Origin of the sequence: Microbacterium sp. (genome assembly GCF_047607465.1) — a bacterium.
GTDB lineage: Bacteria > Actinomycetota > Actinomycetes > Actinomycetales > Microbacteriaceae > Microbacterium.
In genome coordinates, this window is sequence record NZ_JASGCY010000072.1 from 66,634 (window position 1) to 91,426 (window position 24,793).

The 24,793-nt window shown below is 70.2% G+C and carries 24 protein-coding genes; 9 read left to right on the forward strand and 15 right to left on the reverse strand.

The features are described from left to right. Positions 1-164 precede the first annotated feature (164 nt). The gene (locus QM568_RS10580) at positions 165-2,900 is read right to left on the reverse strand and encodes a hypothetical protein (RefSeq protein WP_415138584.1); all 2,736 of its coding nucleotides are present in this window, start codon (positions 2,898-2,900) and stop codon (positions 165-167) included. Positions 2,901-2,956: 56 nt separating this feature from the next. After that, positions 2,957-3,367 (reverse strand): Imm70 family immunity protein, encoded by a 411-nt coding sequence (locus QM568_RS10585; protein WP_415138586.1) that lies wholly within the window; start codon positions 3,365-3,367, stop codon positions 2,957-2,959. Positions 3,368-3,456: 89 nt separating this feature from the next. Here QM568_RS10585 and QM568_RS10590 point away from each other — a divergent pair, with 89 nt between their 5' ends. After that, positions 3,457-4,518, forward strand: coding sequence for a hypothetical protein (locus tag QM568_RS10590; protein ID WP_415138588.1), 1,062 nt, complete (start codon positions 3,457-3,459; stop codon positions 4,516-4,518). On the opposite strand, the gene QM568_RS10595 is transcribed toward QM568_RS10590, so the two are convergent. Beyond that, positions 4,508-5,338, reverse strand: coding sequence for a helix-turn-helix transcriptional regulator (locus QM568_RS10595; protein ID WP_415138590.1), 831 nt, complete (start codon positions 5,336-5,338; stop codon positions 4,508-4,510). The two genes, QM568_RS10590 and QM568_RS10595, sit on opposite strands and share 11 nt — an antisense overlap. Before the next feature lie 76 nt (positions 5,339-5,414). On the opposite strand from QM568_RS10595, the gene ilvD reads away from it, so the two are divergent. Together ilvD and QM568_RS10605 are read left to right on the forward strand one after the other, a co-directional pair. After that, positions 5,415-7,319 carry a dihydroxy-acid dehydratase gene (gene ilvD / locus QM568_RS10600; RefSeq protein ID WP_415138592.1) on the forward strand — a complete coding sequence of 635 codons (1,905 nt, stop codon included), beginning with the start codon at positions 5,415-5,417 and terminating at the stop codon, positions 7,317-7,319. Between the two features lie 117 nt (positions 7,320-7,436). Further along, positions 7,437-7,712: a hypothetical protein gene (locus tag QM568_RS10605; RefSeq protein WP_415138594.1), complete on the forward strand. Its 276-nt coding sequence runs from the start codon at positions 7,437-7,439 to the stop codon at positions 7,710-7,712. A 538-nt stretch (positions 7,713-8,250) separates the two neighbouring features. Here the strand turns inward: QM568_RS10605 and QM568_RS10610 are convergent. Further along, the gene (locus QM568_RS10610) at positions 8,251-9,327 is read right to left on the reverse strand and encodes a 3-deoxy-7-phosphoheptulonate synthase (protein ID WP_415138596.1); all 1,077 of its coding nucleotides are present in this window, start codon (positions 9,325-9,327) and stop codon (positions 8,251-8,253) included. 327 nt (positions 9,328-9,654) lie between these two features. On the opposite strand from QM568_RS10610, the gene QM568_RS10615 reads away from it, so the two are divergent. Further along, a complete protein-coding gene (locus QM568_RS10615; RefSeq protein WP_415138598.1) occupies positions 9,655-10,074 on the forward strand; it encodes an NUDIX hydrolase in 420 nt (139 codons plus the stop codon). Between the two features lie 22 nt (positions 10,075-10,096). On the opposite strand, the gene QM568_RS10620 is transcribed toward QM568_RS10615, so the two are convergent. Then, positions 10,097-10,528 (reverse strand): aminoacyl-tRNA deacylase, encoded by a 432-nt coding sequence (locus tag QM568_RS10620; protein ID WP_415138630.1) that lies wholly within the window; start codon positions 10,526-10,528, stop codon positions 10,097-10,099. Positions 10,529-10,590: 62 nt separating this feature from the next. Next, positions 10,591-11,088, reverse strand: coding sequence for a DNA helicase (locus tag QM568_RS10625; protein WP_415138600.1), 498 nt, complete (start codon positions 11,086-11,088; stop codon positions 10,591-10,593). Between the two features lie 143 nt (positions 11,089-11,231). Here QM568_RS10625 and QM568_RS10630 point away from each other — a divergent pair, with 143 nt between their 5' ends. Next, positions 11,232-11,789, forward strand: a complete 558-nt coding sequence (locus tag QM568_RS10630; protein WP_415138602.1) for a peptidylprolyl isomerase — start codon at positions 11,232-11,234, stop codon at positions 11,787-11,789. Positions 11,790-11,809: 20 nt separating this feature from the next. Next, positions 11,810-12,697, forward strand: coding sequence for a rhomboid family intramembrane serine protease (locus tag QM568_RS10635; RefSeq protein ID WP_415138604.1), 888 nt, complete (start codon positions 11,810-11,812; stop codon positions 12,695-12,697). Between the two features lie 146 nt (positions 12,698-12,843). On the opposite strand, the gene QM568_RS10640 is transcribed toward QM568_RS10635, so the two are convergent. Then, positions 12,844-13,083, reverse strand: coding sequence for a cell division protein CrgA (locus tag QM568_RS10640; protein ID WP_415138606.1), 240 nt, complete (start codon positions 13,081-13,083; stop codon positions 12,844-12,846). 94 nt (positions 13,084-13,177) lie between these two features. Here QM568_RS10640 and QM568_RS10645 point away from each other — a divergent pair, with 94 nt between their 5' ends. The 3 genes from QM568_RS10645 to QM568_RS10655 are packed head-to-tail and all read left to right on the forward strand — an operon-like array spanning position 13,178 to position 14,803. After that, positions 13,178-13,972: a class E sortase gene (locus tag QM568_RS10645; protein WP_415138608.1), complete on the forward strand. Its 795-nt coding sequence runs from the start codon at positions 13,178-13,180 to the stop codon at positions 13,970-13,972. A gap of 13 nt (positions 13,973-13,985) precedes the next feature. Continuing rightward, the gene (locus QM568_RS10650; protein WP_415138610.1) at positions 13,986-14,141 is read left to right on the forward strand and encodes a hypothetical protein; all 156 of its coding nucleotides are present in this window, start codon (positions 13,986-13,988) and stop codon (positions 14,139-14,141) included. Beyond that, positions 14,138-14,803 (forward strand): anthranilate synthase component II, encoded by a 666-nt coding sequence (locus tag QM568_RS10655; RefSeq protein ID WP_415138612.1) that lies wholly within the window; start codon positions 14,138-14,140, stop codon positions 14,801-14,803. The genes QM568_RS10650 and QM568_RS10655 overlap by 4 nt, the downstream gene beginning before the upstream one ends. Here the strand turns inward: QM568_RS10655 and pknB are convergent. The 8 genes from pknB to QM568_RS10695 form a co-directional block, all read right to left on the reverse strand. Further along, positions 14,779-16,497 (reverse strand): Stk1 family PASTA domain-containing Ser/Thr kinase, encoded by a 1,719-nt coding sequence (gene pknB, locus QM568_RS10660; protein WP_415138614.1) that lies wholly within the window; start codon positions 16,495-16,497, stop codon positions 14,779-14,781. The genes QM568_RS10655 and pknB overlap by 25 nt on opposite strands. A 62-nt stretch (positions 16,498-16,559) precedes the next feature. Continuing rightward, entirely contained in the window at positions 16,560-18,308 is a 1,749-nt protein-coding gene (locus QM568_RS10665; RefSeq protein WP_415138616.1) for a protein kinase domain-containing protein, read from the reverse strand. Next, complete coding sequence (locus tag QM568_RS10670) at positions 18,305-19,759, reverse strand: penicillin-binding transpeptidase domain-containing protein (RefSeq protein WP_415138618.1); 1,455 nt, start codon at positions 19,757-19,759, stop codon at positions 18,305-18,307. Before QM568_RS10670 ends, QM568_RS10665 begins: the two co-directional genes overlap by 4 nt. After that, entirely contained in the window at positions 19,756-21,141 is a 1,386-nt protein-coding gene (locus tag QM568_RS10675) for an FtsW/RodA/SpoVE family cell cycle protein (protein WP_415138620.1), read from the reverse strand. Before QM568_RS10675 ends, QM568_RS10670 begins: the two co-directional genes overlap by 4 nt. Beyond that, positions 21,138-22,439, reverse strand: a complete 1,302-nt coding sequence (locus tag QM568_RS10680) for a PP2C family protein-serine/threonine phosphatase (RefSeq protein WP_415138622.1) — start codon at positions 22,437-22,439, stop codon at positions 21,138-21,140. Before QM568_RS10680 ends, QM568_RS10675 begins: the two co-directional genes overlap by 4 nt. A 7-nt stretch (positions 22,440-22,446) precedes the next feature. After that, on the reverse strand, positions 22,447-22,989 hold the full coding sequence (locus QM568_RS10685) for an FHA domain-containing protein (RefSeq protein WP_415138624.1): 543 nt from the start codon (positions 22,987-22,989) through the stop codon (positions 22,447-22,449). 139 nt (positions 22,990-23,128) lie between these two features. After that, complete coding sequence (locus QM568_RS10690) at positions 23,129-23,842, reverse strand: FhaA domain-containing protein (RefSeq protein WP_415138626.1); 714 nt, start codon at positions 23,840-23,842, stop codon at positions 23,129-23,131. Positions 23,843-24,378: 536 nt separating this feature from the next. After that, entirely contained in the window at positions 24,379-24,600 is a 222-nt protein-coding gene (locus QM568_RS10695; protein WP_415138632.1) for a hypothetical protein, read from the reverse strand. Positions 24,601-24,793 lie beyond the last annotated feature (193 nt).

A 24,793-nucleotide genomic window follows, 5' to 3' on the forward strand; every position in this document is an offset into this window, starting at 1 on the left:
ACGAAGGGCTCCGAGCGAATGCACGGGGCCCTTCGTCATGCGTGTATCCGGCTGAGCGATTCGGGGAGGAGTCGGAGCGAAGCACCGACGACGGAGTCTTCTAGGCTCCATAGAGATGCGAAGAGGGCCCGAGCGAATGCACGGGCCCTCTTCGCATGCGTCCATCAGGAGGAGCGATCCGCGGCCGGGTCGGAGCGGATGAGCGCGAGGGCCTGCGCGGCGACGTCGGCGTCGCGCTCGGCGAGGGAGTCGATGACCTCCTGCATCCGGGCCACGCGCGTGCGCCATTCCGGGCCGCGCTGCCGGCGACGGGGCAGCTCCTCCAGCTCCTGCACCTCGCGCCACGCGGTCAGCAGCAGCGTCTCGTAGAGATGCTGGTCGGTCTCGGCGGCCCTGCCGCCATGGCCGTCGACGGCGCCGAGGACGGCGACTGCGTCCAGGCGGGACAGATCCAGCCCCAGCGCCAGCCGGTTGAGCTTCTCGCGCATCTCGCGGAGCTGACGGCGCGACTCGCGTGTGCCGGCGTTGCGCCGCACGATCTGCGCGAGGGAGAGGCCGGCCAGCACGAGGGTCTGCATGGCGGTCCAGGCCGCGATGGCCACGGTCCAGAACAGCGCGGCCGGTTCGATGCCGGGCGCGCGCTGGTTGTTGTATTCCATCTGGCGTCCCAGATCCGACATCGTCGACGCCACCGCCGCGCCGATGGGCAGACTCCACTCCTCGCCCGGGGCGTTGTACATCGACGGTTCCGTCGCGACGAAGTCGTAGGCGCCCAGCCTGCTGTCGACGCCCGTGCTGAGCTCCCCGGTCAGCGGCAGGCCCGCACCGTAGGAGCCGTCGGCGCCCAGCCAGAGCGGGAGGATCGCGTGACCCGGGCGCACGTCGCCGGTGGCCGGGTCGATCGCCTCCGGCTGCACGGCCGCCGCCTCCCTCTTGATGCGGGGGTAGGCGTCCAGCAGGTCGAGGTAGTCGATCTCGATCCGGTTGCCGGCGCCCGCGATGGGCCGGGCGGAGACGTAGTCGTCGAGGGGGAGCAGCGCGACGATGAGCTCCACCCGCTCCGGGAGCAGCGCGTGATCGCCGTAGCGCGCGTTCCGCTCCATCTGCTCTCGAACGCTCTCCAGCGTCAGCGTCTCGGCGTTCGACGGCTCGCCATCGCGCTGAGGAGCAGCGTAGTCGGGGATCAGCGAGATGTCGCCGGCGATGTGCAGAGCGGCGAGGGGCCGGTCGCCGACGAGGGTGCGGCCGTAGCCCGTGTCGCCTCCCTCCATCGTGCTCACGGCGATCCAGCCGCTGACCAGCGCCACGATCACCGGCACGGCGACCAGAGCCGTCCCGGGGATGCTCGGCGCGACCGCGCCCGACACGTCTGCGGGACGGCGCCGGCCCCGGGAGGACGGCTCCGTGCCGCCGGCCCCGTCGAGGGACTCGACCCGCAGCAGGACGCGCTCGGCGAGCCAGGACGGCGCGCGGGAGCCGCGAGGGGAGATGCCGAGGGACGTGCGCAGATCGTCCAGCGTGTCCATCTGCCCGCCGGTGGCGACGCGCACGCGTTCGCGTTCGCGCGCGGTCACATCGTCGTCGGAGATCCGCGAGCCGCTGCCGTTCCCGAGGCGATTCCGCAGGGCGCGGTCGACCTTCGCCAGCGCGCCGGTCAGCCGCTTCTCCGTGCGCCGCCAGCGGTCGATGAGATCCGCGTGGCGGACGATGACGTCCGGTCCGCTCTCCGTTCCGAAGGACGACTCGCCCTCCTGGACGAGTGCGAGCAGGGCGCGGCGCTGCTTCGCCAGGTTCTCGGCGTCGCGGCGAGGGAGTGCGTCCCGGTGGCGAAGGATCTCCTCCACCGCCAGCGCCGGGGGGAGGGCGACCCGGCCGAGGACAGTGCCTCCGGCGGCGTGCCCGACGCGGAGCGACGAGGAGGCGGCCAGCGCATCGGCGCGTCGGCGCAGCGCATCGGCGGAGGCGGCGAACTCCGCGAGCGGCATGGGTTCGCCGGGCTTTCCCCGCTCGTGCACCGGCGCGCGCGGATCCAGCAGCTCGCGGGTTAGCACCTGCTCCGCATGGGCGAGCCGGAGGCTGTCGCGCCGGATCGCCGACCAGTCGGCCTGGAGCGCGCCCCTGACGTCCTCCGCCACGTTCCGCGCGGCCCTGCCGGTGACGCGCCCGAGCTCCGCATCCGCGATCCGGAAGTGCGCCTCCAGGAGATCGAGCTCCAGCACGACGCGGGCCAGCTGCAGCCGGGCGCGCGAGAAGGCGCGCAGGCGCGCCCGCTCCCGGGTGACGAATCGCAGCCACAACAGGGTCATCATCAGCGCGACGAGCAGGGGGAGCACCGCGATCGCGCCCCAGTACGCGGGCGAGCGGGTCCCGCCGTCGTAGACCTCGGAGGCGGCCGTCAGCGCTGCGCCCACGACGGCGCCCGGGCCGTGGCCCTGCGTGACGTTGTTGAGGAAGGTCTCGCGCACGTCGGTCGACACCCGGTACTGCGGACGCCAGTCGTCGAGCGCCGCCAGCTCGGCTACGGCGGCACGCCGCGCGTCGGGGAGCGTGAGGTCCGGATCCGCCGGGTCGAACCCGACGGAGAGCATCACGTCGGCGCCCTGCGGGATCTCCCCGTGCTCGTACTCGTCCCAGGTCAGCTCCCGTTCGACGACCAGCACGGTGAACGGCTCATAGCTAAGCGCCCGGCCCTCGGCCGCGGCCTCGACCGTCTCCTGCGTGATGCCGTGGGGCAGATCGCCTTCGACGATGAAGGAGATCGGATGCTCCGGCTGGGCGAGCACGCGCGCGTAGGCGAGCTGGCCGAGGCCGGCGGAGAGCGCGGCGAGCCCCAGTGCCAGCACGGGCACGAGCCATCGTGCGCGGCGCAGGATCGTGACGAGGCGCGACGTGTCGGGCATGCGCCCAGTCTATTCAGGGACGAAGCGGCCCCGACCCGCGGTGCACCAGCGCGCGCCTACCGGATCTGGACTGCGCGATCCACGCGGGTTCCGGCATCGAGCGCGGTCGCCATGACGTCGAGCAGCGGTCTGCCGTCGGAGGTGACGAAGTAGGTCGAGAGGTCGGTGATCGTGGGCGCGATGTCGTCGCCCCACGGCGGCGCGGCGCTCGGGTCGTCGAGGTCCCAGACGACTGCCGAGGGCGGAAGCGCGGCCAGTCCCTCGCGGACGAGGGCCAGTTCGGATGCCGCGGCGGAAAGGCGTGCGGCGCCGAGCTCCCCCTCGAGGTAGAGCTCGCCGAGCAACGGGAAGCGGCTGCCGCGGCGACCGTCTTCGAGGCGTGCCGACACGGTGTCGAAGAACGCGCCAAGGAAAGCGCCGGTGCCGACCGGGTACGCGATCGGACCCACCCGAAGACTCACACCCATGCCGCTGCCTCTCTCGTCGTCCGTGACCACCCTAGCCGGGCGGATCCGTGTGCCTTCGTGGTCGAGGTCGGGGAGGTACGGTCGGTGACATGGTCACGGATGCCGAGCGGATGCTGGCGGGCACGCGCGGTCGACGCCTGTGCCTCGAGTACGTGCGGCTGAGCGACCCCGCCCTGTCGGAGGCCGTGTTCTGGCTCGGGTACCGGGCGGCTCCGCAGAACTCGACGATCTTCGCGATCGGCGGCAGTGTCGACGACGCCCTGGCCGAGGGTCGCACGCACTCGCCCGAGCGGCTCGCCGCCGGCATCCGCTCCCTCGACCTGTCGACCGCGCGCGCCGAGCGGATCCGTGAGGCGCTGCGGACGGCGGTCGACACCGCCCGGTACTGGCAGGAGCCCGACGGCGACGACCTCGTCGCTTATCACCCCGAGGTGCGCCACGCGCTCGGGCCCGTGTCCGAAGTCGTTCTCGCGGCGCCGGCCGCGGCGGGGTGGCGTTCCTCCTGCGCTCCGAACCAGTGGGCCGTCGACTGGCGCGATCCCGACGTGCCGGCCCGGGAGCCGAGCGGCAGCGCGGCGACCCTGGCGCACTGGCGCACGGCGGTGCGCGATGAGGAGGAGCGCGCAGCGCGCGAGCGCCCCGCCGACGTCCGCGCACGCTGGAGCGGAACGTGGTGGTCGAGGCCCCTGGGTCTTCTGCAGTCCCGCGGGGCGATCCTCGATGCGCTCGAGCTCGTGGAGGACTCGTCCGGATGGGAGCGGGCGGTCGTGACGCCGGTGCGCGGCATCGGGCGCGTCTACGAGATCCACGGACCGGAGGACTGGGCGCGCCTCTGCCGGCAATACCCGGTCGAGGTCACGGCCTCACGCCGGCACGACTGGTTCCGCATCACCGGCTGGGAGGGCCGCTGGCTGATCCCCGACTGGTTGCGGATCGCCGAGGAGTGGGATGCCGTGCACCTCAGCACCTTCGGCTACCTCACGGCGGCGGCGACGCTGATCCCGATCGACGGCGAGTACGCCTCGGTGATCGGCGGCTGGGCTCCCGACTTGACCATCCGACTCCGCGACGGAGCCTTCCAGGTGCTCCCGGCAGAGGCGTCGGAGTGGACGCTCGACGACGGCGCCTGGGGGTCCGCACTCACCCGGTAGCACGCCGGGCGAAGGCCTCCCGCGTCGCGGCATCCGCGGTGTACACGACGAGCTGCACGTCGGTCTGGTCCGACGGGCGCAGCTGATGGTGCTCGAACACGAGCCTTCCGAGCGTCGGATGCTGGAACACCCGCTCGCGCGATTCGAAACCGCCGACGCCGTGCCCGTCCCACTGCGCGCGGAACTCTTCGCTCGCCTCGCGCAGCCGCCCGACGAGGTCGCGGTAGCGCTGCTCCCCCAGGCGCGGGCCCGCTTCGGCGCGGAACTCGGCGAGGAAGCGGCTGCTCGTGTCGTCCCAGTCGTCGAGCAGCGCCCGCACGGAGGGGTCGGTGAAGATGAGCCAGAGCAGGTTGCGGTCTTCGGCGGCGACCTCGGCGACCCGCGGGAACAGGGTCTCGTAGGCCGCGTTCCAGCCCGCGATCCCCCAGTCGGGGGCGAGGGCGAACGCCGGATGCTCGTCGAGCGCGTCGAGGAAGCGCTGCACGTGCGCGGGGGCGCTCTCCACCTCGGCCGGAGAGCCGGGGCGTGCGGGAGCGAAACCCGCGAGGCGCAGCGCGTAGTCGTGCTCTGCAGAGGTCAGCCGCAGCGCCGTCGCGACGGCATCCAGCACCTGCCGCGACGGGTTGATGTCGCGACCCTGCTCGAGCCAGGTGTACCAGGTGACGCTCACTCCGGAGAGGTACGAGATCTCCTCGCGGCGAAGGCCCGCAGTGCGAGCGCGGCCGGCGGGCGGCAGGCCGAAGGCGGCGCGGTCCAGGGTCGACCGCCGCGCCCGCAGGAACGCGCCGAGCTCCTTGCGCTGCTGCTCATCCGTGGTCACACCACAAACCTAGTGCTCCCACTACTAGTATCAACGCCGTCTTCCGCCCCCGGCATCCGATCGGCAGGGTGGAAGAATGCCCACCCCCCTTCGCTCCCGCACCGTCACGCACGGCCGCAACGCCGCCGGAGCCCGCGCGCTGTTCCGCGCCGCCGGCGTCAACGCGGCCGACTTCGGCAAGCCGATGATCGCCGTCGCGAACAGCTTCACCGAGTTCGTCCCCGGCCACACGCACCTGCAGCCCGTCGGCCGGATCGTCTCCGAGGCCATCACGGCCGCGGGCGGCATCCCCCGCGAGTTCAACACGATCGCCGTCGACGATGGCATCGCGATGGGCCACGGCGGCATGCTCTACTCCCTCCCCTCGCGCGACCTCATCGCCGACTCGGTGGAGTACATGGTGAACGCGCATCAGGCCGACGCGCTCGTGTGCATCTCGAACTGCGACAAGATCACCCCCGGCATGCTCATGGCGGCGCTGCGCCTGAACATCCCGACCGTGTTCGTCTCCGGCGGACCCATGGAGTCGGGGCGTGCGACGCTCGTCGACGGGGCCGTGCGCACCCTCGATCTCGTCGACGCGATCTCGGAGGCCGCGAACGACACGGTGTCGGATGCCGACATCCAGCGCATCGAGGAGAACGCCTGCCCGACCTGCGGCTCGTGCTCCGGCATGTTCACGGCGAACTCGATGAACTGCCTCGTCGAAGCGCTCGGTCTCGCCCTCCCGGGCAACGGCTCGGTGCTCGCCACGCACACGGCCCGCCGCGCGCTGTACGAGAAGGCCGGCGAGGTCGCCGTGCAGATCACGAAGGCGTACTACGACGAGGACGACGCCTCGGTGCTGCCTCGCGCCGTGGCCAACCCCGCGGCCTTCGCGAACGCCATGGCGCTCGACATCGCGATGGGCGGATCGACCAACACGATCCTGCACCTGCTCGCCGCCGCGCACGAGGCCGGCATCGACTTCGGCCTCGACGAGATCGACGCGATCTCGCGCCGAGTGCCGTGCCTCGCGAAGATCGCCCCGAACCCGGCCTACGGCCGCATGTACTACATGGAGGACGTGCACCGCGCCGGCGGCATCCCCACCATCCTCGGCGAGCTGAACCGGGCGGGTCTGCTCAACGAAGACGTGTCCTCGATCCACGCCGAATCGCTGACGTCGTGGCTGGCGGAGTGGGACATCCGCGGCGGTACGGCATCCGATCGCGCCGTCGATCTCTGGCACGCCGCCCCCGGCGGCGTGCGCTCGTCGAGCGCGTTCTCGCAGTCGGAGCGGTGGCAGGAGCTCGACACGGATGCCGAGGGCGGCTGCATCCGCGACGCCGCGCACGCGTACTCGGTCGATGGTGGCCTCGCGGTGCTGCGCGGCAACCTCGCGGTCGACGGCGCCGTCGTGAAGACGGCCGGGGTCGACCCGTCGATCCTCGTGTTCTCGGGACCCGCCGTGGTCTGCGAGTCGCAGGAGGAGGCGGTCGCGAAGATCCTCGGCAAGACGGTTCAGCCGGGCGACGTCGTCGTCATCCGCTACGAGGGCCCGAAGGGCGGACCGGGGATGCAGGAGATGCTGCACCCGACCTCCTTCCTCAAGGGCCGGGGGCTTGGAAAGGTCTGCGCCCTCATCACCGACGGACGCTTCTCGGGCGGCACCTCCGGCCTCTCGATCGGCCACGTCTCGCCCGAGGCGGCGTCGGGCGGGGTGATCGCGCTCGTCGAGGACGGCGACATCATCGACATCGATATCCCGACCCGCGGGCTCAGTCTGCGCGTCGACGAGGCGGTGCTCGAGGAGCGCCGCGCGCGGCTGCTGGATGCCGGTGGCTATCGTCCCGTCGATCGGCAGCGGCCGGTGTCCCTGGCGCTGCGGTCTTATGCGGCGATGGCGACCTCGGCCGACCGCGGGGCGGTGCGCGATGTCGAGGCGGTCGAGCGCGCGATGCGCGAGCAGGAGCTCCGCGGCGCCGCCGCCCTCGTCTGAGCGCCTGTGGTCCCGCGAGCGATGGTCGTCCCGTTTGCCCCGCGAGCGCAGCGAGACGAAACGCGCAGGCGCCCGCCTCGCCGCGGCCCCGACAGTCGACCTCCTAGACTCTGAGGTGTGCTGATCGGGTTGATGCGTCCTGTCGAAACGACCTCCGTCTCTGTGGAGGGGGCGAGTCTCGCCGAAGTCCAGGAGCGGCTCGAAGCCCACCGTCCGGCCGGGTTCGACCTCGTCTCGTCGCCCGTGGAGATGATCAAGGGCGCCGCCGTGCTCAAGGCCGTCGGCACCTTCGCACGCCGCGATCAGGTCACCGAGATCGAGGCTCCCGACATGGCCGCGCTGCGCGCGAAGGTCCCCGAGGGCTGGCAGTTGCTGAACGTCCGCTCCGCCTGACGCGCTCCGGTCTGTCCGGCTTCGGTCTGTCCGGCTCCGGTCTGTCCGGCTCCGGTCTGTCCGGCTCCCTGCATCCTGCATCCTGCATCCGGCGCCCTCCGGTTCTGCGTCCGTCGCTGTCATCCTTCGGTCACGTCCCGCTGTTGCTGCGACCGTCATCCCGCGTTCCGGTCGCGATCCGTGCCGTTACGAGCGGGTCGTCTTTCGTTCCGGTCGCGATCTGTGCCGCTTCGAGCGCGGGTGAGCGACACCAACTGCGACCGGAGCGGATAGGCCCGGCCGGTGAGCGGCACTTACTGCGACCGGAGCGGATAGGCCCAGCGGGTGAGCGGCACGAACTGCGACGGGAGCGGACAAGTCGTGCGACCCTTCAGCCCGCGTGCCGGTCGCGATCTGTGCCGTTACGAGCGGGTCGTCTTTCGTTCCGGTCGCGATCTGTGCCGCCTCGAGCCCGTGTGACCGGCACGAACTGCGACCGGAACGGATAGGCCCAGCCGGTGAGCGGCGCGAATCGCGACCGGAACGCGCGCAGGCCGCGTCAGCGCTGCCGCCGGACGCCGGCGGCGAGCTGCTCCAGGGCGACCTCGGTCGCGTCCCAGCCCATGCAGGCATCCGTCACGCTCTGACCGCGCACGAGGCGCGCAGGTCCCTCCGCGACGTCGAGCTTCTGCGCTCCGGCGACGAGGTTGCTCTCCAGCATGACGCCGGCGATCGCTCGGCCGCCGTCGGCGAGCTGGCCCGCGATCTCCGTAACCACCTCGGACTGCCGCACGTGGTCCTTGCCGCTGTTGCCGTGGCTGGCATCGACGACGAGGCGGGCCGTGAGCCCTGCGGCCGCCAGGCGCTCCGACGCGCGGCGCACATGCTCGGCGCCGTAGTTCGGGCCGTCCGCTCCCCCGCGCAGGATCACCGACGTGTCGGGGTTGCCGGTCGTCGTCACCAGGCTCGCCCGCCCGTCGGCGCCGATGCCGAGGAACGCCTGCGGAGCGGATGCCGCGGCTGCGGCATCCAGCGCCACTTGCAGGCCCCCGTCGGTGCCGTTCTTGAAGCCGATCGGCATCGACAGGCCGCTCGCCAGCTGACGATGGATCTGACTCTCGGTCGTGCGCGCCCCGATCGCGCCCCAGCTGACGAGGTCGGCGGTGTACTGCGGGCTGATCGGCTCGAGGAACTCGGTCGCGCACGGCATCCCCAGCGCGGTCACGTCGCGCAGGAACGCGCGCGCCATCCGGAGCCCCGCCGCGATGTCGTGGCTGCCGTCGAGGTGCGGGTCGTTGATGAGGCCCTTCCAGCCGACCGTCGTGCGGGGCTTCTCGAAGTACGTGCGCATGACGATCAGCAGCTCGTCGCGGTGCTTCTCGGCCTCGCGCACCAGCCGTCCGGCGTACTCCAGTCCGGCATCCGTGTCGTGGATCGAGCACGGCCCGACGACGACGAGCAGACGGTCGTCGTCGCCTGCCATGATGCGGCGCACGTCGTCGCGGGTGCGCGAGACCAGCGCTGCGCGCTCCTCCCCGACGGGCAGGGTGGCCGCGATCTCGGCGGGCGAGGGGAGCTCGGTGAAACCGACGACGTGCAGGTCGCTGGTGCTCTCGAGGGCGGTGGTGTCGTTCATGAGGGTCCTGTCCGGTGCGGGGCGGACCCGGTGCAGAGCCCGCCGAAACGGCGAAAGCCAGAGCGAATGCTCTGGCTTGTCGGCTCTGAAGGGATGCTGGTGCGCGTCAGTGTCGCGACGGCCCCTCCAGAGCCGACTCGAAATACGCATACCAGCGGGTCATGCAGACGACCCTACCCCATCCGGCCGTCGTCGACGGACGCGAGAGACGGACGCGAGAGACGGACGCGAGAGCCTGCCGCGAGAGCCTGCCGCGAGAGCCTGCCGCGAGAGCCCCACGCGTGACCCGGCCGCCGCCGCTCGCCCGTGCGGACTATGGTGTGAGCCATGGACATGCGCGTCGCGGCATATGCCGTCGTCACCGATGACGAAGATCGCATCCTGCTGGCGCGGTGGATCGAGGGCAGGCGGGCGGCCTGGACGATGCCAGGCGGGGGCCTGGAGCCCGGAGAGGCGCCGGAGGATGCGGTGCGCCGCGAGCTGCGCGAGGAGACGGGGTACGCGGTCAAGGTCGCAGAGCTGCTCGGCATCCATTCGAGCGTGATCCCCGCGCGGCGCCGTGTGCAGAAGTCGCCAGTCCCGCTGCACACGCTGCGCATCGTCTACCGGGCGGAGGTGATCGGGGGCCGGCTGCGGTACGAGACGGAGGGGTCGACCGACATGGCCCAGTGGTTCCCGCGGGCGGCCATCGCGGATCTGCAGCGCGTGAAGCTGGTCGACATCGCCCTGGGGATGGCCGGGCTCTGACCGAGCGAACCCAGACGAGGAGCTACCGCTCCTCAGGCACCGAGATGTCAGCCACCGTCGCGCCGTAGGCGGCGAGGAGGTCGTCGGCGTCGACGAAGAGGCTGTAGCCGTGCGCACCGGCGCCCATGGCGATGCGGCGGCCGACGATCGACTCATCGGCGTACACGGGCCAGTCGTTCGCGCTGCCGATCGGCACGATGGTTCCGCGTTCGTATCCGGTCGCCGCGAGGGCGAGCTCGGGTTCGGGCAGGCGCAGCTTGTTGACGCCGAGCAGGGCGCGCAACTTCGGCCACGAGATCGACCGGCCGCCCGGGACGAGCGCGAACAGGTACTCGGGGTGCGCCGCCGAACGGGTCTTCACCACGAGGGTCTTCACGATGTCCGATGGGTCCAGCCCCAGCGCCGCCGCCGCCTCGTGCAGGCTCTTCGCCTCGGGCCGCTTCCTGATCTCGATGTCGAGACCGCGGGATGCCGCAGCATCCCGAACCCGCGCGTGCGGGTCGTGCGGTCCGTCCGTCACGCGTCGGGGGCGGCGAGCGGGTCGTCGGCGACCCAGAGCTCGTCGTCGGCGCGCAGCGCCTGCCATGCGGCGTATAGCACGCCGACCGCCGCCGCCGCGCCGAGGACCAGGGCGATGACCGAGCCGAGACCCGGACCCTTCTTCTCGGGGACGACGACCCGCGAACGCGGCGCGATGCCCTGGCGCTTGGCGTTGGCGATGTCCCACGCGCTCAGCGCGGTGCCGACGACGCCGCCGACGATCGGGACGACCTTGTCGTCGACGACGTGCCGGCTGAAGCGCACGCCCTGGTCGACGACCGGTGCGACCTTGCGGTTGTAGGCGTCCTGCACGACAGGGACGACCTGCTCACGATTGAAGTTGCCGAGCTGACGGCCGGCTTCGCGGGCGACGTCGGCGGCGTGGCCGACGAGCACCTGCTGGTTCTCCCAGAGCTGGTTCGCGTCTTCCTGAAGACGACGCAGTTCCTTCTTCCGCTTGCGGCTGAGGCTCACGATGCTCTCCTGTCGATGTGGAGTACGGGTTCCCCATCTTGCCACGCCTCGCTGGATGCCGGGAGGGAATCGCCGCCGTGCGCCATCGTGCGAATCGTGCCCTGCACGGGCTGCTCATCGGCAAGCTCTGCGAGAATACAGGCATGGTTCACGCTTCTCATGTCGCAACTCTGCACACCAACCACGGTGACATCGTCATCAACCTCTTCGGCGACCACGCCCCGAAGACGGTCGCGAACTTCGTCGGCCTCGCCGACGGCACCAAGGAGTGGACGCACCCCGCCACCGGCAAGCCGGGAGAGGGCCCCCTCTACAAGGACGTCGTCTTCCACCGCATCATCCCGAACTTCATGATCCAGGGCGGCGACCCGCTCGGTCAGGGTGTCGGCGGCCCCGGCTACACCTTCAACGACGAGATCCACCCTGAGCTCGACTTCAACGAGCCCTACGTCCTGGCGATGGCCAACGCGGGCCTGCGCCGCAACGCCATCACCGGACAGGCCGAGGGCACCAACGGCTCGCAGTTCTTCATCACCACCGACCCGACGCCGTGGCTGCAGGGCAAGCACACGATCTTCGGCAAGGTCGCCGATGACGCGTCCAAGGCCGTCGTCGACGCGATCTCCGCCGTCCCGACCGCTGCCGGCGACCGGCCGATCGAGCCGGTCGTGCTGCAGTCGATCGACATCGTCGCTGCCTGAGGCCGAGTGAGCCGATCCGGATGACGAGCCCCGAGTTCACGAGCAATCGCGACAACTACTGCTATCGGCATCCGGATCGGCAGAGCTTCGCGCTGTGCCAGCGGTGCATGCGCACCATCTGCCCCGAGTGCCAGACCCAGGCCGCGGTCGGGGTGATCTGCCCCGAGTGCATGAAGGCCGATCGCAAGAACCGCACGCCAGCGCAGAAGCGGGCGGCCCGTCGCTGGGGCGGTGGACAGACTGCGACCGTCGTGCGCAGCGGGCGCCCCGTGGTCACCTACTCGCTGCTCGCCGTCACCGTGCTCATCGGTCTGCTGCAGCTGATCCCCGGCGCCGGCGATCTCATCACCGAGCAGCTGCGCTTCGCCTCCCCCTACCTGTATCCGAGCTTCTCGCCGTACCCCTTCGAGCCGTGGCGCCTGCTCACCGTGCTCTTCGTGCACGGCGGGGTCGTCCACCTCGGGCTCAACATGCTCTCGCTGTGGATGCTGGGACAGATCCTCGAGCCGATGCTCGGACGCACGCGCTTCCTCGCCCTGTACCTCATCAGCGGGCTCGGCGGTTCGGTCGTGGCCGCATGCCTGGCACCGCTGACCGCGGTCGTCGGCGCATCCGGGGCGATCTTCGGCCTGATGGCCGCCCTCCTCATCATCGGACGGCACATCGGGGCGAACGTCACCGGGATCCTCGTGATCCTCGGCATCAACTTCTTCTTCGGCGTCTTCGTCGGAGGGATCTCCTGGCAGGCGCACCTCGGCGGCGTCATCGCGGGGGCACTGGTCGCCTTCGTGTACACGCGCACCCGGCGTCGCGAACAGCGGGTCTGGCAGATCGTGTGGCTCGCCGTCATCACCATCGGGTTGACGGTGGTCGTGTTCGTCGTTCCCCCACTGATCCTTTTGGGCTGATCATCCGTTGTTAACAGGGTTGTGCGCTGATGTGAATAACACCGGTGTAATTCTCCCCAGCTGTGGAAAGACCTGTGGATAACTCGGGCCCGGATGAAAGCAAAGGCCCCCCGCCGGAGCGAGGGGCCTGAAGAAGCGGATGCCGGTCAGCGCCAGCGCGTGGTCATGAGGAAGCCGATGAGCGCGATGCCGAGGCCGATCGCCAGGTTCCAGTTGCCGAGCCCGGGGATCGGGAATGTCGTGCCGGAGATGTAGAACACGAGGATCCACACGAGCCCCAGCAGCATGAAGCCGATCATCACCGGCTTGAACCACACGGCGTTGGGCGCGGCGTCGCCTTCGGCGCGCGTCACTTCGGCTTCTTCGGTCTTGCGGTCTCGTGCCATGCCGACATCTTACCCGGACACCCCTCGGACTCAGGAACAGCGGATGCCGTGCAGCGCGGGACGCCGTACAGCAATGCCGGATAGGATCAGCGCCATGAGTGCATCCGCCGCGCTGGCGACCCGGCGTCAGCGACGCCGCCGCCCGCGTCCTCGCGCGACGTTCACCAGCGTCCTCGGCGAACTCCTGCTGACGGCGGGCGTGATCGTGCTGCTGTTCGTCGCCTGGCAGATGTGGATCGGCGACATCATCATCAACGCGCAGAAGAACGAGGAGGGCGCGGCGATCTCGCGCGAGCTCGCCTCCTCGCCGCCTCCGGCGCTCCCGCCGTCGGAGACCACCGAAGACGGCACCGTCGTCTACCAGCCGGTGGTGCCCGTCGCCCCGATCGAGGGTCAGTGGATGGCGAACATGCTCATTCCGCGCTTCGGGGCCGACTACAACAAGGGCATCTACGGCGGAACGACGCGCGCAGGCACACTCGACAAGCTCGGCATCGGGGTCTACACGAACTCGAAGATGCCAGGCGAACCGGGCAACTTCGCGATGGCGGGGCACCGCACCACCTGGGGCAAGCCCTTCAACCAGCTCGACAAGCTGCAGCTGAACGACGCGATCGTCGTCGAGACGCCCGACGGCTGGTTCACCTACCGGTTCCGCACGCTCGAGTACGTCAAGCCCAACCAGACCGACGTGCTGCTCGACGTGCCGCAGATGCCCGGCGCCGAGACCGGAGAGCAGTACATCACCCTCACCGCCTGCTCTCCGCTGTACTCGCTGGCCGAGCGCATCGTCGCCTACGGGGTGTTCGAGAGCTTCCAGCCGCGCGCCGAGGGCCCGCCCGCGGCGCTCACCGATCCCCCGCCCCCACCCGCGGCGCCGTCGCTCTAGGAGGAATGAGACCATGTACGCCGCAATCTGGCGACTGCTGCCTGGCCCGTGGTGGCTGAAGCTGTTCATCGTGCTCGTGCTCGTCGCCGCGATCCTCTACGCGCTGTTCTGGTACGTGTTCCCGTGGGTGAGCCCCATCATCGCCCCCGGCGAGGTCGACGTCGAATGACGCGCGTGCTCGTCGTGGACAACCACGACAGCTTCGTGCACACCCTCGTCGGGTACCTCCACGAACTCGGCGCCGAAACGGAGATCGTCGAAGCCGATGCGATCGACGCGACCTCCCTCGGCCCCCTGGGCCTGGTGCGGAGCCCGGATGCGATCATGATCTCCCCAGGGCCCGGCTCCCCCACGGATGCCGGAGCGTCGCTGGACATCGTGCGCCTGGCCGCCGAGCACCGCATTCCGCTCCTCGGCGTCTGCCTCGGCCACCAGTGCATCGCCGAGGCCTTCGGCGCCCCCGTCTCCGAGGCCCCCGAGCTCATGCACGGCATGGTGTCATCGGTCGAGCACGACGGATCGTGGCTCTTCGACGGCATCCCCTCGCCCTTCGACGTCGGCCGCTACCATTCGCTGGCGGTCGCGGCATCCGCTCTTCCCGCGCAGTTGCGGGTGACAGCGCGGACGGAGACGGGCACGGTGATGGCGCTCGAGCACACCGGGCTGCCGGTCGTCGGGGTGCAGTTCCACCCCGAGAGCGTGCTCACCGATGGGGGCTATCGCCTGCTCGCGAACTGGCTCGCCTCGATCGGTGGGACGGATGCCGTCGCCCGCGCGGAGCGGCTGCATCCGTGTGCGCGGAGCCGTCAGTCCGCGGATCCGGTGCAGTAGCGCAGGCCGACGGTCGAGGCCACGTCGACGTCACCGGGGGCGACGGACATCGACACCACGGTCGCCGGGTCCGTCGCCGGGCAGTCCTCGAGCGCTTCGGGCTGGGCGACGAGCCCCAGCTCCTCGAGCTTGCGCGTCGCGGCATCGAGCGTGAAGCCGGTCATGTCCTCGAGCGCGACGCGGCCGCTGGCGACGAAGAGGTTCACGACCGTGCCCGGTGCGACCTCGCTCTCGGCCTCTTCGCTCGCCTCCATGACGGTGTCGGCGGCCAGGTCCTTGTCGTTTCGCGGTGTGATCGTGCCGGTTTTGAGGCCGGCCGCCTTCAGGGCCGCCTCGGCCTCGGCGAGCGGCAGCCCGACGAGCGGCGGCACCGTCACCGTCTCCTTGCCGGAGGAGATGTAGACCGTGATCTCGTCGCCCTTGGCGACCGAGACGCCGGCGGCAGGATCAGTGCGGATGACGTTGCCCTCGGCGATGTCGGGACTCGACTCGAGCACGAGCTTTGATGTGAGCCCGAGCTCGTCGAGGGTGTGCTGGGCGCGATCGGCCGACACGTCCACGATGTTGGGGACGGTGGGAGAGCCCGAGGGGACACTGTCGATGCGGCTGATCGAGATCACCCAGAACAGCACCGACGCCAGCAGCACGGCGAGCAGCGCGACGCCCGCCCAGATCCAGGCCGCGGGCGGACCCGCCTGGGTGCGGGTCATCGTCGTGTCGGTGGAGAGCTGGCGCAGCGACCGGGCGGTCTCCTGCGCCTGGCGCGGACTCGGCCCGTACAGCTCGCTGGTGAGGGCGCCGATCTCCTTGCGGCTGGGGGCGCGGCCGTCCACCGCGGCATCGAGGGCGGAACGGAAGCTCGCCGCATCCGGGAAGCGCTGGTACGGATCCTTCGCGAGCGCGCGCAGCACGACAGGGTCGAGAGCGGCGGGCGAGTCCTCGTTGACCTCGCTGGGTGCGAGCGGCGTCTCGCTCACGTGCTGATAGGCGACAGCCACCGGCGAGTCGCCGCGGAAGGGCTGGCGTCCGGTGAGCAGCTCGTACAGGACCACGCCCGTCGAGTAGATGTCGGTGCGCGCGTCGACGGGCTCGCCCTTGGCCTGCTCTGGTGAGAAGTACGCGGCGGTGCCGATGATCTGCGTGGTCTCGGCGACCGTCGACGAGGAGTCGGACACGGCGCGGGCGATGCCGAAGTCCATGACCTTGACCTGGCCCTTGTCGGTCACCATGACGTTGCCGGGCTTGATGTCGCGGTGCACGACGCCGGCGCGATGCGAGTAGTCGAGCGCTTCGAGGATGCCGTCGACGTATCTCACCGCGTCGGCCTCTGGCACGGGGCCGGTCGCGATGATGTCTTTGAGCAGGGTGCCGTGGATGAGCTCCATGACGATGTAGGGGGTGACGGTGTCGTGTGCGCCGGAGCCCGTCGAAGAACCCGAGTTCGTCGACAGGTCGTCGCCCGCGTCGAACACCCGCACGATCGACGGGTGCGACATGCGCGATGCGGCCTGGGCCTCCAGGCGGAAGCGGGTGCGGAAGGCGGTGTCGCGCGCGAGCTCCGGATCGAGGATCTTGATGGCGACGTCGCGCCCGAGGGTCAGGTCGTACCCGTGGTGCACCTTGGCCATGCCGCCGTGACCGATGAGCTCGTCGACGCGGTATCGACCCGCGAGAACACGTGGCTCAGTGGACACAGCTTCACAACCCCCTCGGATGACAGACGATCACGGTTCGATCAGCCTATGACGCCTTCGCGTCATTCGCCGCTTCCGCTGCTGTCGGCGTCTGCGTCTGTCGAGCCGCTGTCGGCGGCCTTGATCGCGGTGGACTGTCCCTGCGGGGACGCTCCGGACGCACGCTCGCCGCAGAAGGCCTGGTAGGTCGCGGTGACGACCTGGCCGACGGTGCCCTTCTTGACGGTGAACGTGCTGGTGCGCGTGTCGGCGTCGAAGTTGCGCACGGTGCTGCCGTCGGAGAACGTGCCGTTGGTGAGCGTGACCTCGTAGGCGACGAGGGTGTCTGCACCGTTCGGGCAGTTGTAGTTCGTCCAGTTGAGCGTCGCCTCCTCGCCTTCGACGATGTCGCCGGCGAAGGTGGGCGCGTTCTCAGGAGCGGGGATCGTGACCTGGCTGGTGAACAGGATCAGCGTGAGCGAGTCGCCCTTCTGGAGCGAACCGCGCTGGTCGAGCTTCTCGACCGTGCCGACCTGCTCCTCCGTCGACGCCGGGGTCGTGCCTTCCTTGCAGGAGGGCACGAGTCCGGCATTCGTCGCGATCTGCAGCGCCTCGTCGCACGACAGGCCGATGAGACCGAGCGCGTCGACGTTGATCGGCGTCGGCTCCGGCGTCGGGGTGTCGGACGCGGTCGGCGCGGGGGACTGGCTCGTCGAGGGCGGCGGGGTCGTCTTCTCGGCGTCGCCGGCGCTGCTCGGAGCGAGCAGCGCCCACAGCGTTCCGCCCAGCACGATCACCAGCAGCGTGATGAGAGCGACGAGCGGCCACGTCCACGGACTGTGCTTCTTCTTCTCGGCGGGCTCCTCGACGACGTCGCGCTCGGTGGGCAGCGTCGCCGTGGTGGCGAGGATGCGGGTGGCGCCCTCATCGCCGGATGCCGACAGCATGCGGGTCGCATCGTCGGCGCCGACGCCTGCGGCGATGGCGGGGACGGCGATCGCCGCGGAGTTCAGGTCGCCGCGCCGCAGCGCCTGGGCGGCACGCGCGACGGTCGCCGATGACGACGGACGGTCGCCTGGCTTCTTCGCGATCATCGCCATGACGAGGTTCTGCACCGGCACAGGGACGGTCGGCGGCAGCGGCGGCGGCTGCTCGTTGATCTGCGCCATCGCGATCGCGACCTGCGACCCGCCCGTGAACGGGCGCTTGCCGGCGAGGCATTCGTAGGCGACGATGCCGAGCGAGTACGTGTCGGTCGCGGGGGACGCCGGGTGACCGGACGCCTGCTCGGGCGAGAGGTACTGCACGGTGCCCATGACCTGACCGGTCGCGGTGAGCGGCACCTGGTCGGCGATGCGCGCGATGCCGAAGTCGGTGATCTTCACCCGGCCGTCGGGGGTGATGAGCAGGTTCCCCGGCTTGATGTCGCGGTGCACGAGGCCCGCGGCGTGCGCGGCCTGCAGCGCGGAGGCCGTCTGGGCGACGATGTCGAGTGTCTTGTCAGCGCTCAGCGCGCCGTCGCGTTCGAGGATCGTCGACAGCGCCTCGCCCGGCACGAGCTCCATGACGAGGTAGGCGGAGCCGTTCTCCTCGCCGTAGTCGAACACGCTGGCGATGCCCTCGTGGTTGACGAGCGCGGCATGGCGCGCCTCGGCGCGGAAGCGCTCGAGGAACCCCGGATCGCCCATGTACTCGTCTTTGAGGATCTTGATCGCGACGGTGCGTCCGATGACGTGATCCGTCGCCTCCCACACCTCGCCCATGCCGCCGATCGCAATACGCGACAGCAGCTCGTAGCGACCACCGAACGACACACCCTGCGTCGGTCTCATCTGCCCAGCACCGCCTCTATGACCTTCTTCGCAATCGGAGCGGCGATGGTGTCACCGCTCCCGGATCGCCCTTTACCGCCGCCGTTTTCGACGACGACTGCTACCGCCACGGCCGGATCGTCCGCCGGCGCGAAGCCGGTGAACCACAGCGTGTACGGATCTGTTCCGTTCTCCGCGGTGCCGGTCTTGCCGGCCACGTCGACCCCGTCTATTCTTGCACCCTGCGCCGCGCCCGTAGCCACGCTCGCGACCATCGCGGCGGTGACCTCGTCGGCGACGTCCTCATCGGTCGCCGTGGCGAACTCGGTGTTCTCGTAGGAGCGCACCACCGACAGGTCGTTGCCGATCACGGCGTCGACCATGCGGGGGTTCATCACCACGCCGTCGTTGGCCAGGCCCGCCGCGACCATCGCGATCTGCAGCGGGGTCGCTGTGACCGTGCCCTGGCCGAAGCCCGTCAGCGCGGTCTGCGCGTCGTCGAGGCCGCGGGGATAGCTGGACGGCGTCGACACGAGGGGCATCTCGAAGCTCTGGTTGAAGCCGAACTTCTCGGCCATCTCGCGGATCTTCTCGTCGCCGAGCTCGACGGCGAGCTCGGCCATCGGGATGTTGCAGCTGAGCCGGAGAGCCTCGGCGATCGTCACGGTGTCGCCGTCGCCGCAGGTGCCGCCCCAGGCGTTGGACACGGTGTCGTCCGACTGCGGCAGCTGGTAGCGGGCGGGGTTCGGCAGGGTCGACTCGCCGGTCCAGTCGCCGCTGGCGAAGGCGGCGGCGGCGACGAGGATCTTGAAGGTGGATCCAGGAGCGTTGAGGTCGCCGGCGATGGCCCGGTTGTACAGCGGCTTCACCGGGTCGTCCACCAGCTGGTCGTACACGCTGTTCGCGGCATCCGCATCGTGCGTCGCCAGCAGGTTCGCGTCGAAGCCGGGCGTGGACACCATGGCGAGGATGCGGCCCGTCTTCGGCTCGATCGCGACGACGGCGCCCTCGAGGCCCTGCAGCGCTTCGTAGGCGGCGCGCTGTGCGGCCGTGTTCAGGGTGAGCTCGACGCTGTAGCCGTGTTGCGGCTGGCCGGACACGATGCGCTCGACCTCGGCGAAGAAGGCGTTGGTCCCGGTGCCGGCGAGCTCCGTGTTCAGGGCCTGCTCGATACCGGTTGACGACTGCAGCGCGGCATTGAAGTAGCCGGTGACCGGCTCCCACATCGCGCCGTCCGCGTACACGCGCTGGAACTGGTACTTGTCGCCGCTCGGGGTCGACGACGCGATCGCCACGTTGTCGACGATGATCGCGCCGCGCTGGATCTCGTAGCTGTCGAGCTGGGTGCGCTTGTTGTTCGGATGCTGTCCGAGAGCGTCGGCGTCGATCACCTGGATCCAGCTCGTCGCGGCGAAGAGCGAGAGGAACATGAACAGCATGACGATGCTGATCCGTCGCAGTTCTCGGGTCATCCGATCACCATCCTCGGCTGGGAGCGCACGGCATCCGAGATCCGCAGCATCAGGGCGACGATCAGCCAGTTCGCGACCAGCGACGACCCGCCCGCCGCGAGGAACGGCGTGGTCAGACCCGTCAGCGGGATGACCCGGGTGACGCCGCCGACCATGATGAACACCTGCAGCGCGATCGTGAACGACAGGCCGGTCGCGAGCAGCTTGCCGAAGTCGTCGTGACCAGCGAGCCCGATGCGCAGGCCCCGGCTGACGAACACCATGTACAGGCAGAGCACCGCGAACAGGCCGATGAGGCCGATCTCCTCGCCGAGGCTGGTGATGATGTAGTCGCTCTGCGCGAGCGGCGTCACCTCGGGGCGGCCCTGGCCCCAGCCCGTGCCGACGAGACCGCCGTGCGCGAGGCCGAACAGACCCTGCATGGGCTGGAACCCTGCGCCGTCGGGGTCGACCTGATCCGGGTCGAAGAGGAACAGCCAGTTGATGAAGCGGCCGTGCACGTAGCTGAGCACCTGGGTGGCGACGGCGGCGCCGGCGAGCACGAGGCTCAGGCCGATGAGCACCCAGCTCGTCTTGCCGGTGGCGACATAGAGCATCGCCACGAACATGCCGAAGATGAGGGTTCCGGTGCCGAGGTCGCGCTGGAACACGATGATGCCGAGCGAGATCACCCAGACCACGAGCACCGGCCCGAGCTCGCGCATGCGCGGCCAGGTGATGCCGAGGAACTTCGTTCCCACCGACGCCAGGCTCTCGCGCGTTCGGACGAGGTAGCCGGCGAAGAAGACGGCGAGGCAGAGCTTGGCGATCTCGCCGGGCTGGAACGAGATGAACCCGCCCAGCGACACCCACACCGCCGCGTTCGCCTCGTCGACGCGCAGACCGGGCACGAGCGGCAGCAGCAGCAGCACGATGCCGGAGAGGCCGAAGATGTACGTGTAGCGGAACAGCACCCGGTAGTTGCGCAGCAGGATCACCACGGCGATCGCGCCGGCGAGCGAGATCGCCGTCCACGCGAGCTGCTTCGTCGAATACGCGGCCCAGCCGGTGTAGGCCTTGGCGATGTCGATGCGGTAGATCATCGCGATGCCGAGGCCCGTGAGCAGCGTCGCGATGGGCACCACGAACGGGTCGGCGTCGCGGGCGACGATGCGCAGCACGACGTGCAGGGCGAAGGCGAGCACGGCCAGTCCCCCGCCGATGGCGAGGATCATCGGGTCGATCGTGCCCAGCGCCCCCAGCTGCACGAGGGTCAGGGCGCCGCCGCTGATCGCCGTGGCGAACAGCAGCAGCCAGAACTCCCGGTTGCGCTGCGTCTGCGGCATCCGGAGCTTGCGCAGCGCCTTGATGACGCTGGTGTCGGCGGCGACGTCGGTGCTCATCCGGCATCCTCCGCCGGCGTCGGCTCGGTGGTCGGCGTGGCCGTGGGCAGTGATGTGGGCACGGCGTTCGCGTCGGCGACGGCCTGCAGGCGGGCGACGATCGCCTCGGCATCCGACAGCGAGCGGGCGGTGATCGTGCGCTCGACCGAGAGGCGCTGGTACTCGGGCAGGTCGGCGAGGAGGATGTCGGTGTCGAGCAGGGGCGTCGACAGAGTGATCGGACCGATGTTCTGCTGCACGCCCTGGTAGATCGTCACACTGTCTTCGTCGGCACCGACGAAGTAGCGGGTCTGCGTCCAGCTGTAGGCGGCGAAGGCCGCGAAGCCGAGCATGAGGAGCACCACGAGCATCCCGGCGATCCAACCGAGGCGGCGGCGCTTCGCGCGCCGACGGTCCTCCTCGATGAGCTCTTCGAGGTACTCGGCCGCCGGTTCGAAATGGGTGGGCTCGTTCGCCGCCTGACGCACCGGGTGCAGCCAGTTGCTCAGCGAGGTGCGGGCGGCGGGGACGACCACGTTCGTCGGGTTCGACGCCGATCCCACGATCGTCGGGGTGCCGGACGAGATCGCGTGCGCCCCGCCGACGTCGACGATAACGATGGTGACGTTGTCGGGGGCGCCGCCGTCGAGAGCCTGCTTGAGGAGGCTGTCGGCGGTTCGTCCGGGGGCCGCGCCCAGGCGCATCGCCTTGAGGATGTGCGCCTCGTCGACGACACCGGAGAGCCCGTCGGAGCACAGCAGCCAGCGGTCGCCGGGCTGCGTGTGCATGACGAACATGTCGAGCTCGGGGTCGGCATCCATGTCGCTGAGCACGCGCATGAGCACCGAGCGGCGCGGATGGTAGCGGGCCTCTTCGGGGGTGATGCGGCCGGAGTCGACGAGGCGCTGCACGAAGGTGTGGTCGGTGGTGATCTGGGTGAGCGCGTCGTCGCGGTAGAGATAGATGCGCGAGTCGCCGATGTGGCCGATGACGGCGTAGTCGTCGACCATGATGATGGCGCTGAGGGTGGTGCCGAGGCCCGCGAGCTCCGGGCGCTCCTTGGCGGCGCGGATGAGGTCGCCGGCCGCGGTGGTCGTCGCCGCCTGCAGCGACGCCTGGGCGTCGTCGGTCGACCGGTAGGGGCGATCGAGGGGCTGCAGCCGCTGGATCGCGAGGCTCGAGGCGACATCTCCGCCGGCGTGGCCGCCCATGCCGTCGGCGACGACGAAAAGGTTCGCGCCGGAGTATCCGGAGTCCTGGTTGTTGGAGCGGACCTTCCCGGTGTGGGAGATCGCGGCGCTCGAGCCCTCGAAGACCATGCGCGCCTTATGCCCGCAGCTCGAAGGTCGTGGCGCCCACCTTGATGGGGCTGCCGAGCGTGAGGGAGACGGCGGCGCCCGAGACGCGCTTGCCGTCGACGAACGTGCCGTTGGTCGAGTCGAGATCCTGGATCGTCCAGGTGTCGCCGCGCACCTGCAGGCGGGCGTGGTGGCTCGAGGTGTAGTCGTCGCGGATCACCAGCGCCGACTCGCTCGAGCGGCCGATCGAGAGGCTGTCGCCGGTGAGGGCGAGTTCGAGCCCCGCCTTCGGACCCGAGGTGATCACCAGGCGCTTGGCGTTCGCGGTGGTCGCCGGCCCCGTCGATGGCTTCGCCGACGCCGGGGCGGGGGCCGCCGGCCTCGGCGGTACGGGTGCGGCCGCGCTCGCCGCGGGGGGAGCGGATGCCGCGCCTGCGGCCTGCTCGGCGGGGAGCTTTCGCACCTTCACGCCGAAGAGGTCGGCGCGCAGCGAGTACACGACGGCGAACACGAAGAACCACAGCAGCAGGAGGAACCCGATGCGCAGCAGGAGGAGGGGCAGTTCGGGCATCAGTGCTTCTCCCCTCGCGCGAGAGAGGTTGCGGCCGGTTCCTGAGCGCCCTTCGTCTCGTCGCTGCGCTCCTCGCTCAGGAACCGCGCAGCGAGACCTCCCGGTTCCTGAGCGAGCGCAGCGAGACGAAGAGCGGGCATCAGATCACCCCGAACACGCGGGTCGCGTCGTCGTCGCGGTGAGGCCTCGCCGCGGTCGGCACGATCGTGAAGACGAGGTCGGTGCGGCCGATCGTGATGGTCGTGCCGCTGGGCAGCGGCGCCTCGCTCACCTTGCGACCGGCGACCTTGGTGCCGTTGGTCGATCCGAGGTCGCGGAGCATGGCGCGCTCGCCGTCCCAGAGGATCTCGACGTGCTTGCGGCTCGATCCGGCGTCGGCGATCGTGATGTCGGCATCCGATCCCCGTCCGATGATCGTGCGGGCCTTCGCAATCGGGTGGCGGCGGCCGCCGACGTCGATGACGGCCCGCCAGCTGACACGGCCTTCGACCGTGCCAGAGTCGACGTGCACGGTGCCGGTGGCGACCTTGTCATCGGCTTCGAGGGCGATGGAGAGGGGGCCGGCGAAGCTGTAACCCTGCGATTTCGCGTGCTTCGTGAGCAGCGCGTGGAGCTCGTCGGTGAGGGCGCCGCCGAGTCCCCGCATCCGCTCCGCGTCGTCGGGGCTGAGGCGCGCGACGTAGCTGTTGGGGGTGAGGATGCGCTCGCGGCTGACGACCGACGCCTTGGTGTCGGCCTCGCGGCGAAGCGCCGATGCGATCTCGACGGGCTGGATGCCGCTGCGGAAGGTCTTCGCGAACGCGCCGTTCACGGCGCGTTCGAGACCCTTCTCAAAGCTGTCAAGTAGTCCCACTGGGCTCCTCTGGGCATGCGGCTGGTAGGGACATCGTAGCCAGACCACCTGGATGAACGCCCTTCTGCGTCGGATTCGAATGGTTTGCGGGGTGGTCGGTGGTCGGTTTGTCGGGTGCGGATGCCGGTGCCTCGGCGTGTCGGGCCGGATCGGCCCGACATTCGGCAATCGGCCCGACAAAGTGCCCGCCACCTGCGCGCCCGCAGCTGGCTGCGCCCGTCCGGCTGGTCGCTCTTCGCCGGCGTGATCGCCGCGATCGTCGGCGCCGGGGTCGTCGCGCTGGTCGTGACCGTGAGCGGATGGCGGTGCAGCCGCATCGCCCGCTGCCGAACATCGTCCTGGACGCCAAGGGCAACAACAGCTTCGGCACCAATCTGCCCGCCTCGTTCCACAAGACCCAGCGTCTCTCGCTCGAAGGCGACTTCGACATAGCAGCCGTAGGGCGAGATCCCGGTACGGCGTATGCGCGGCGCTCTCATCCGATGGCCGCCCGCCCCCGCACGGCTCGCGAGAGACCGTCGAGGGGGCGCGACCGATCACGCGTGTCGCGCTCCCGCCTCCCCTCCGCGGACCGCCGCCATCAAGTCGGGAGCGTTGCACTTCAGTTCAGAACCCGGCGCGTGCGCATGGCTTTCTCGAAGTCTGGTGAGGTGGCGGGCGTGTTCGGGGTTGTGCATGGCGTGGCGGGTGGCTTTGGTGATGCTGGTCGCGCCGTTGAGGCGGTGGATGGTGATGGCGAGGTTCCGGATCGTGGCCATCACTCGGGGTCCTGGGCCGGTGCGGATCTGGGAGCGGTCTTCGTCGTAGGTGACGTCTCGGACCCAGTGCAGCCGGTTCTCGATGCCCTAGTGCCCGCGGATGAGCGCTGCGAGCGTCGCCGACGTGGTGTCAGCGGCGGTCAGGGAGGTGATCGCGAACACGTGCTCACGTGTCGGATCGCCGCCCGTGGTC

Coding starts and splice junctions, on each gene's coding strand:
- QM568_RS10580 (WP_415138584.1), bottom strand. CDS start 2,900: ATGCCCGACACGTCGCGCCTCGTCACGATCCTGCGCCGCGCACGATGG.
- QM568_RS10585 (WP_415138586.1), bottom strand. CDS start 3,367: ATGGGTGTGAGTCTTCGGGTGGGTCCGATCGCGTACCCGGTCGGCACC.
- QM568_RS10590 (WP_415138588.1), top strand. CDS start 3,457: ATGGTCACGGATGCCGAGCGGATGCTGGCGGGCACGCGCGGTCGACGC.
- ilvD (WP_415138592.1), top strand. CDS start 5,415: ATGCCCACCCCCCTTCGCTCCCGCACCGTCACGCACGGCCGCAACGCC.
- QM568_RS10610 (WP_415138596.1), bottom strand. CDS start 9,327: ATGAACGACACCACCGCCCTCGAGAGCACCAGCGACCTGCACGTCGTC.
- QM568_RS10615 (WP_415138598.1), top strand. CDS start 9,655: ATGGACATGCGCGTCGCGGCATATGCCGTCGTCACCGATGACGAAGAT.
- QM568_RS10630 (WP_415138602.1), top strand. CDS start 11,232: ATGGTTCACGCTTCTCATGTCGCAACTCTGCACACCAACCACGGTGAC.
- QM568_RS10635 (WP_415138604.1), top strand. CDS start 11,810: ATGACGAGCCCCGAGTTCACGAGCAATCGCGACAACTACTGCTATCGG.
- QM568_RS10640 (WP_415138606.1), bottom strand. CDS start 13,083: ATGGCACGAGACCGCAAGACCGAAGAAGCCGAAGTGACGCGCGCCGAA.
- QM568_RS10645 (WP_415138608.1), top strand. CDS start 13,178: ATGAGTGCATCCGCCGCGCTGGCGACCCGGCGTCAGCGACGCCGCCGC.
- QM568_RS10650 (WP_415138610.1), top strand. CDS start 13,986: ATGTACGCCGCAATCTGGCGACTGCTGCCTGGCCCGTGGTGGCTGAAG.
- QM568_RS10655 (WP_415138612.1), top strand. CDS start 14,138: ATGACGCGCGTGCTCGTCGTGGACAACCACGACAGCTTCGTGCACACC.
- QM568_RS10665 (WP_415138616.1), bottom strand. CDS start 18,308: ATGAGACCGACGCAGGGTGTGTCGTTCGGTGGTCGCTACGAGCTGCTG.
- QM568_RS10670 (WP_415138618.1), bottom strand. CDS start 19,759: ATGACCCGAGAACTGCGACGGATCAGCATCGTCATGCTGTTCATGTTC.
- QM568_RS10675 (WP_415138620.1), bottom strand. CDS start 21,141: ATGAGCACCGACGTCGCCGCCGACACCAGCGTCATCAAGGCGCTGCGC.
- QM568_RS10680 (WP_415138622.1), bottom strand. CDS start 22,439: ATGGTCTTCGAGGGCTCGAGCGCCGCGATCTCCCACACCGGGAAGGTC.
- QM568_RS10685 (WP_415138624.1), bottom strand. CDS start 22,989: ATGCCCGAACTGCCCCTCCTCCTGCTGCGCATCGGGTTCCTCCTGCTG.
- QM568_RS10695 (WP_415138632.1), bottom strand. CDS start 24,600: ATGGCCACGATCCGGAACCTCGCCATCACCATCCACCGCCTCAACGGC.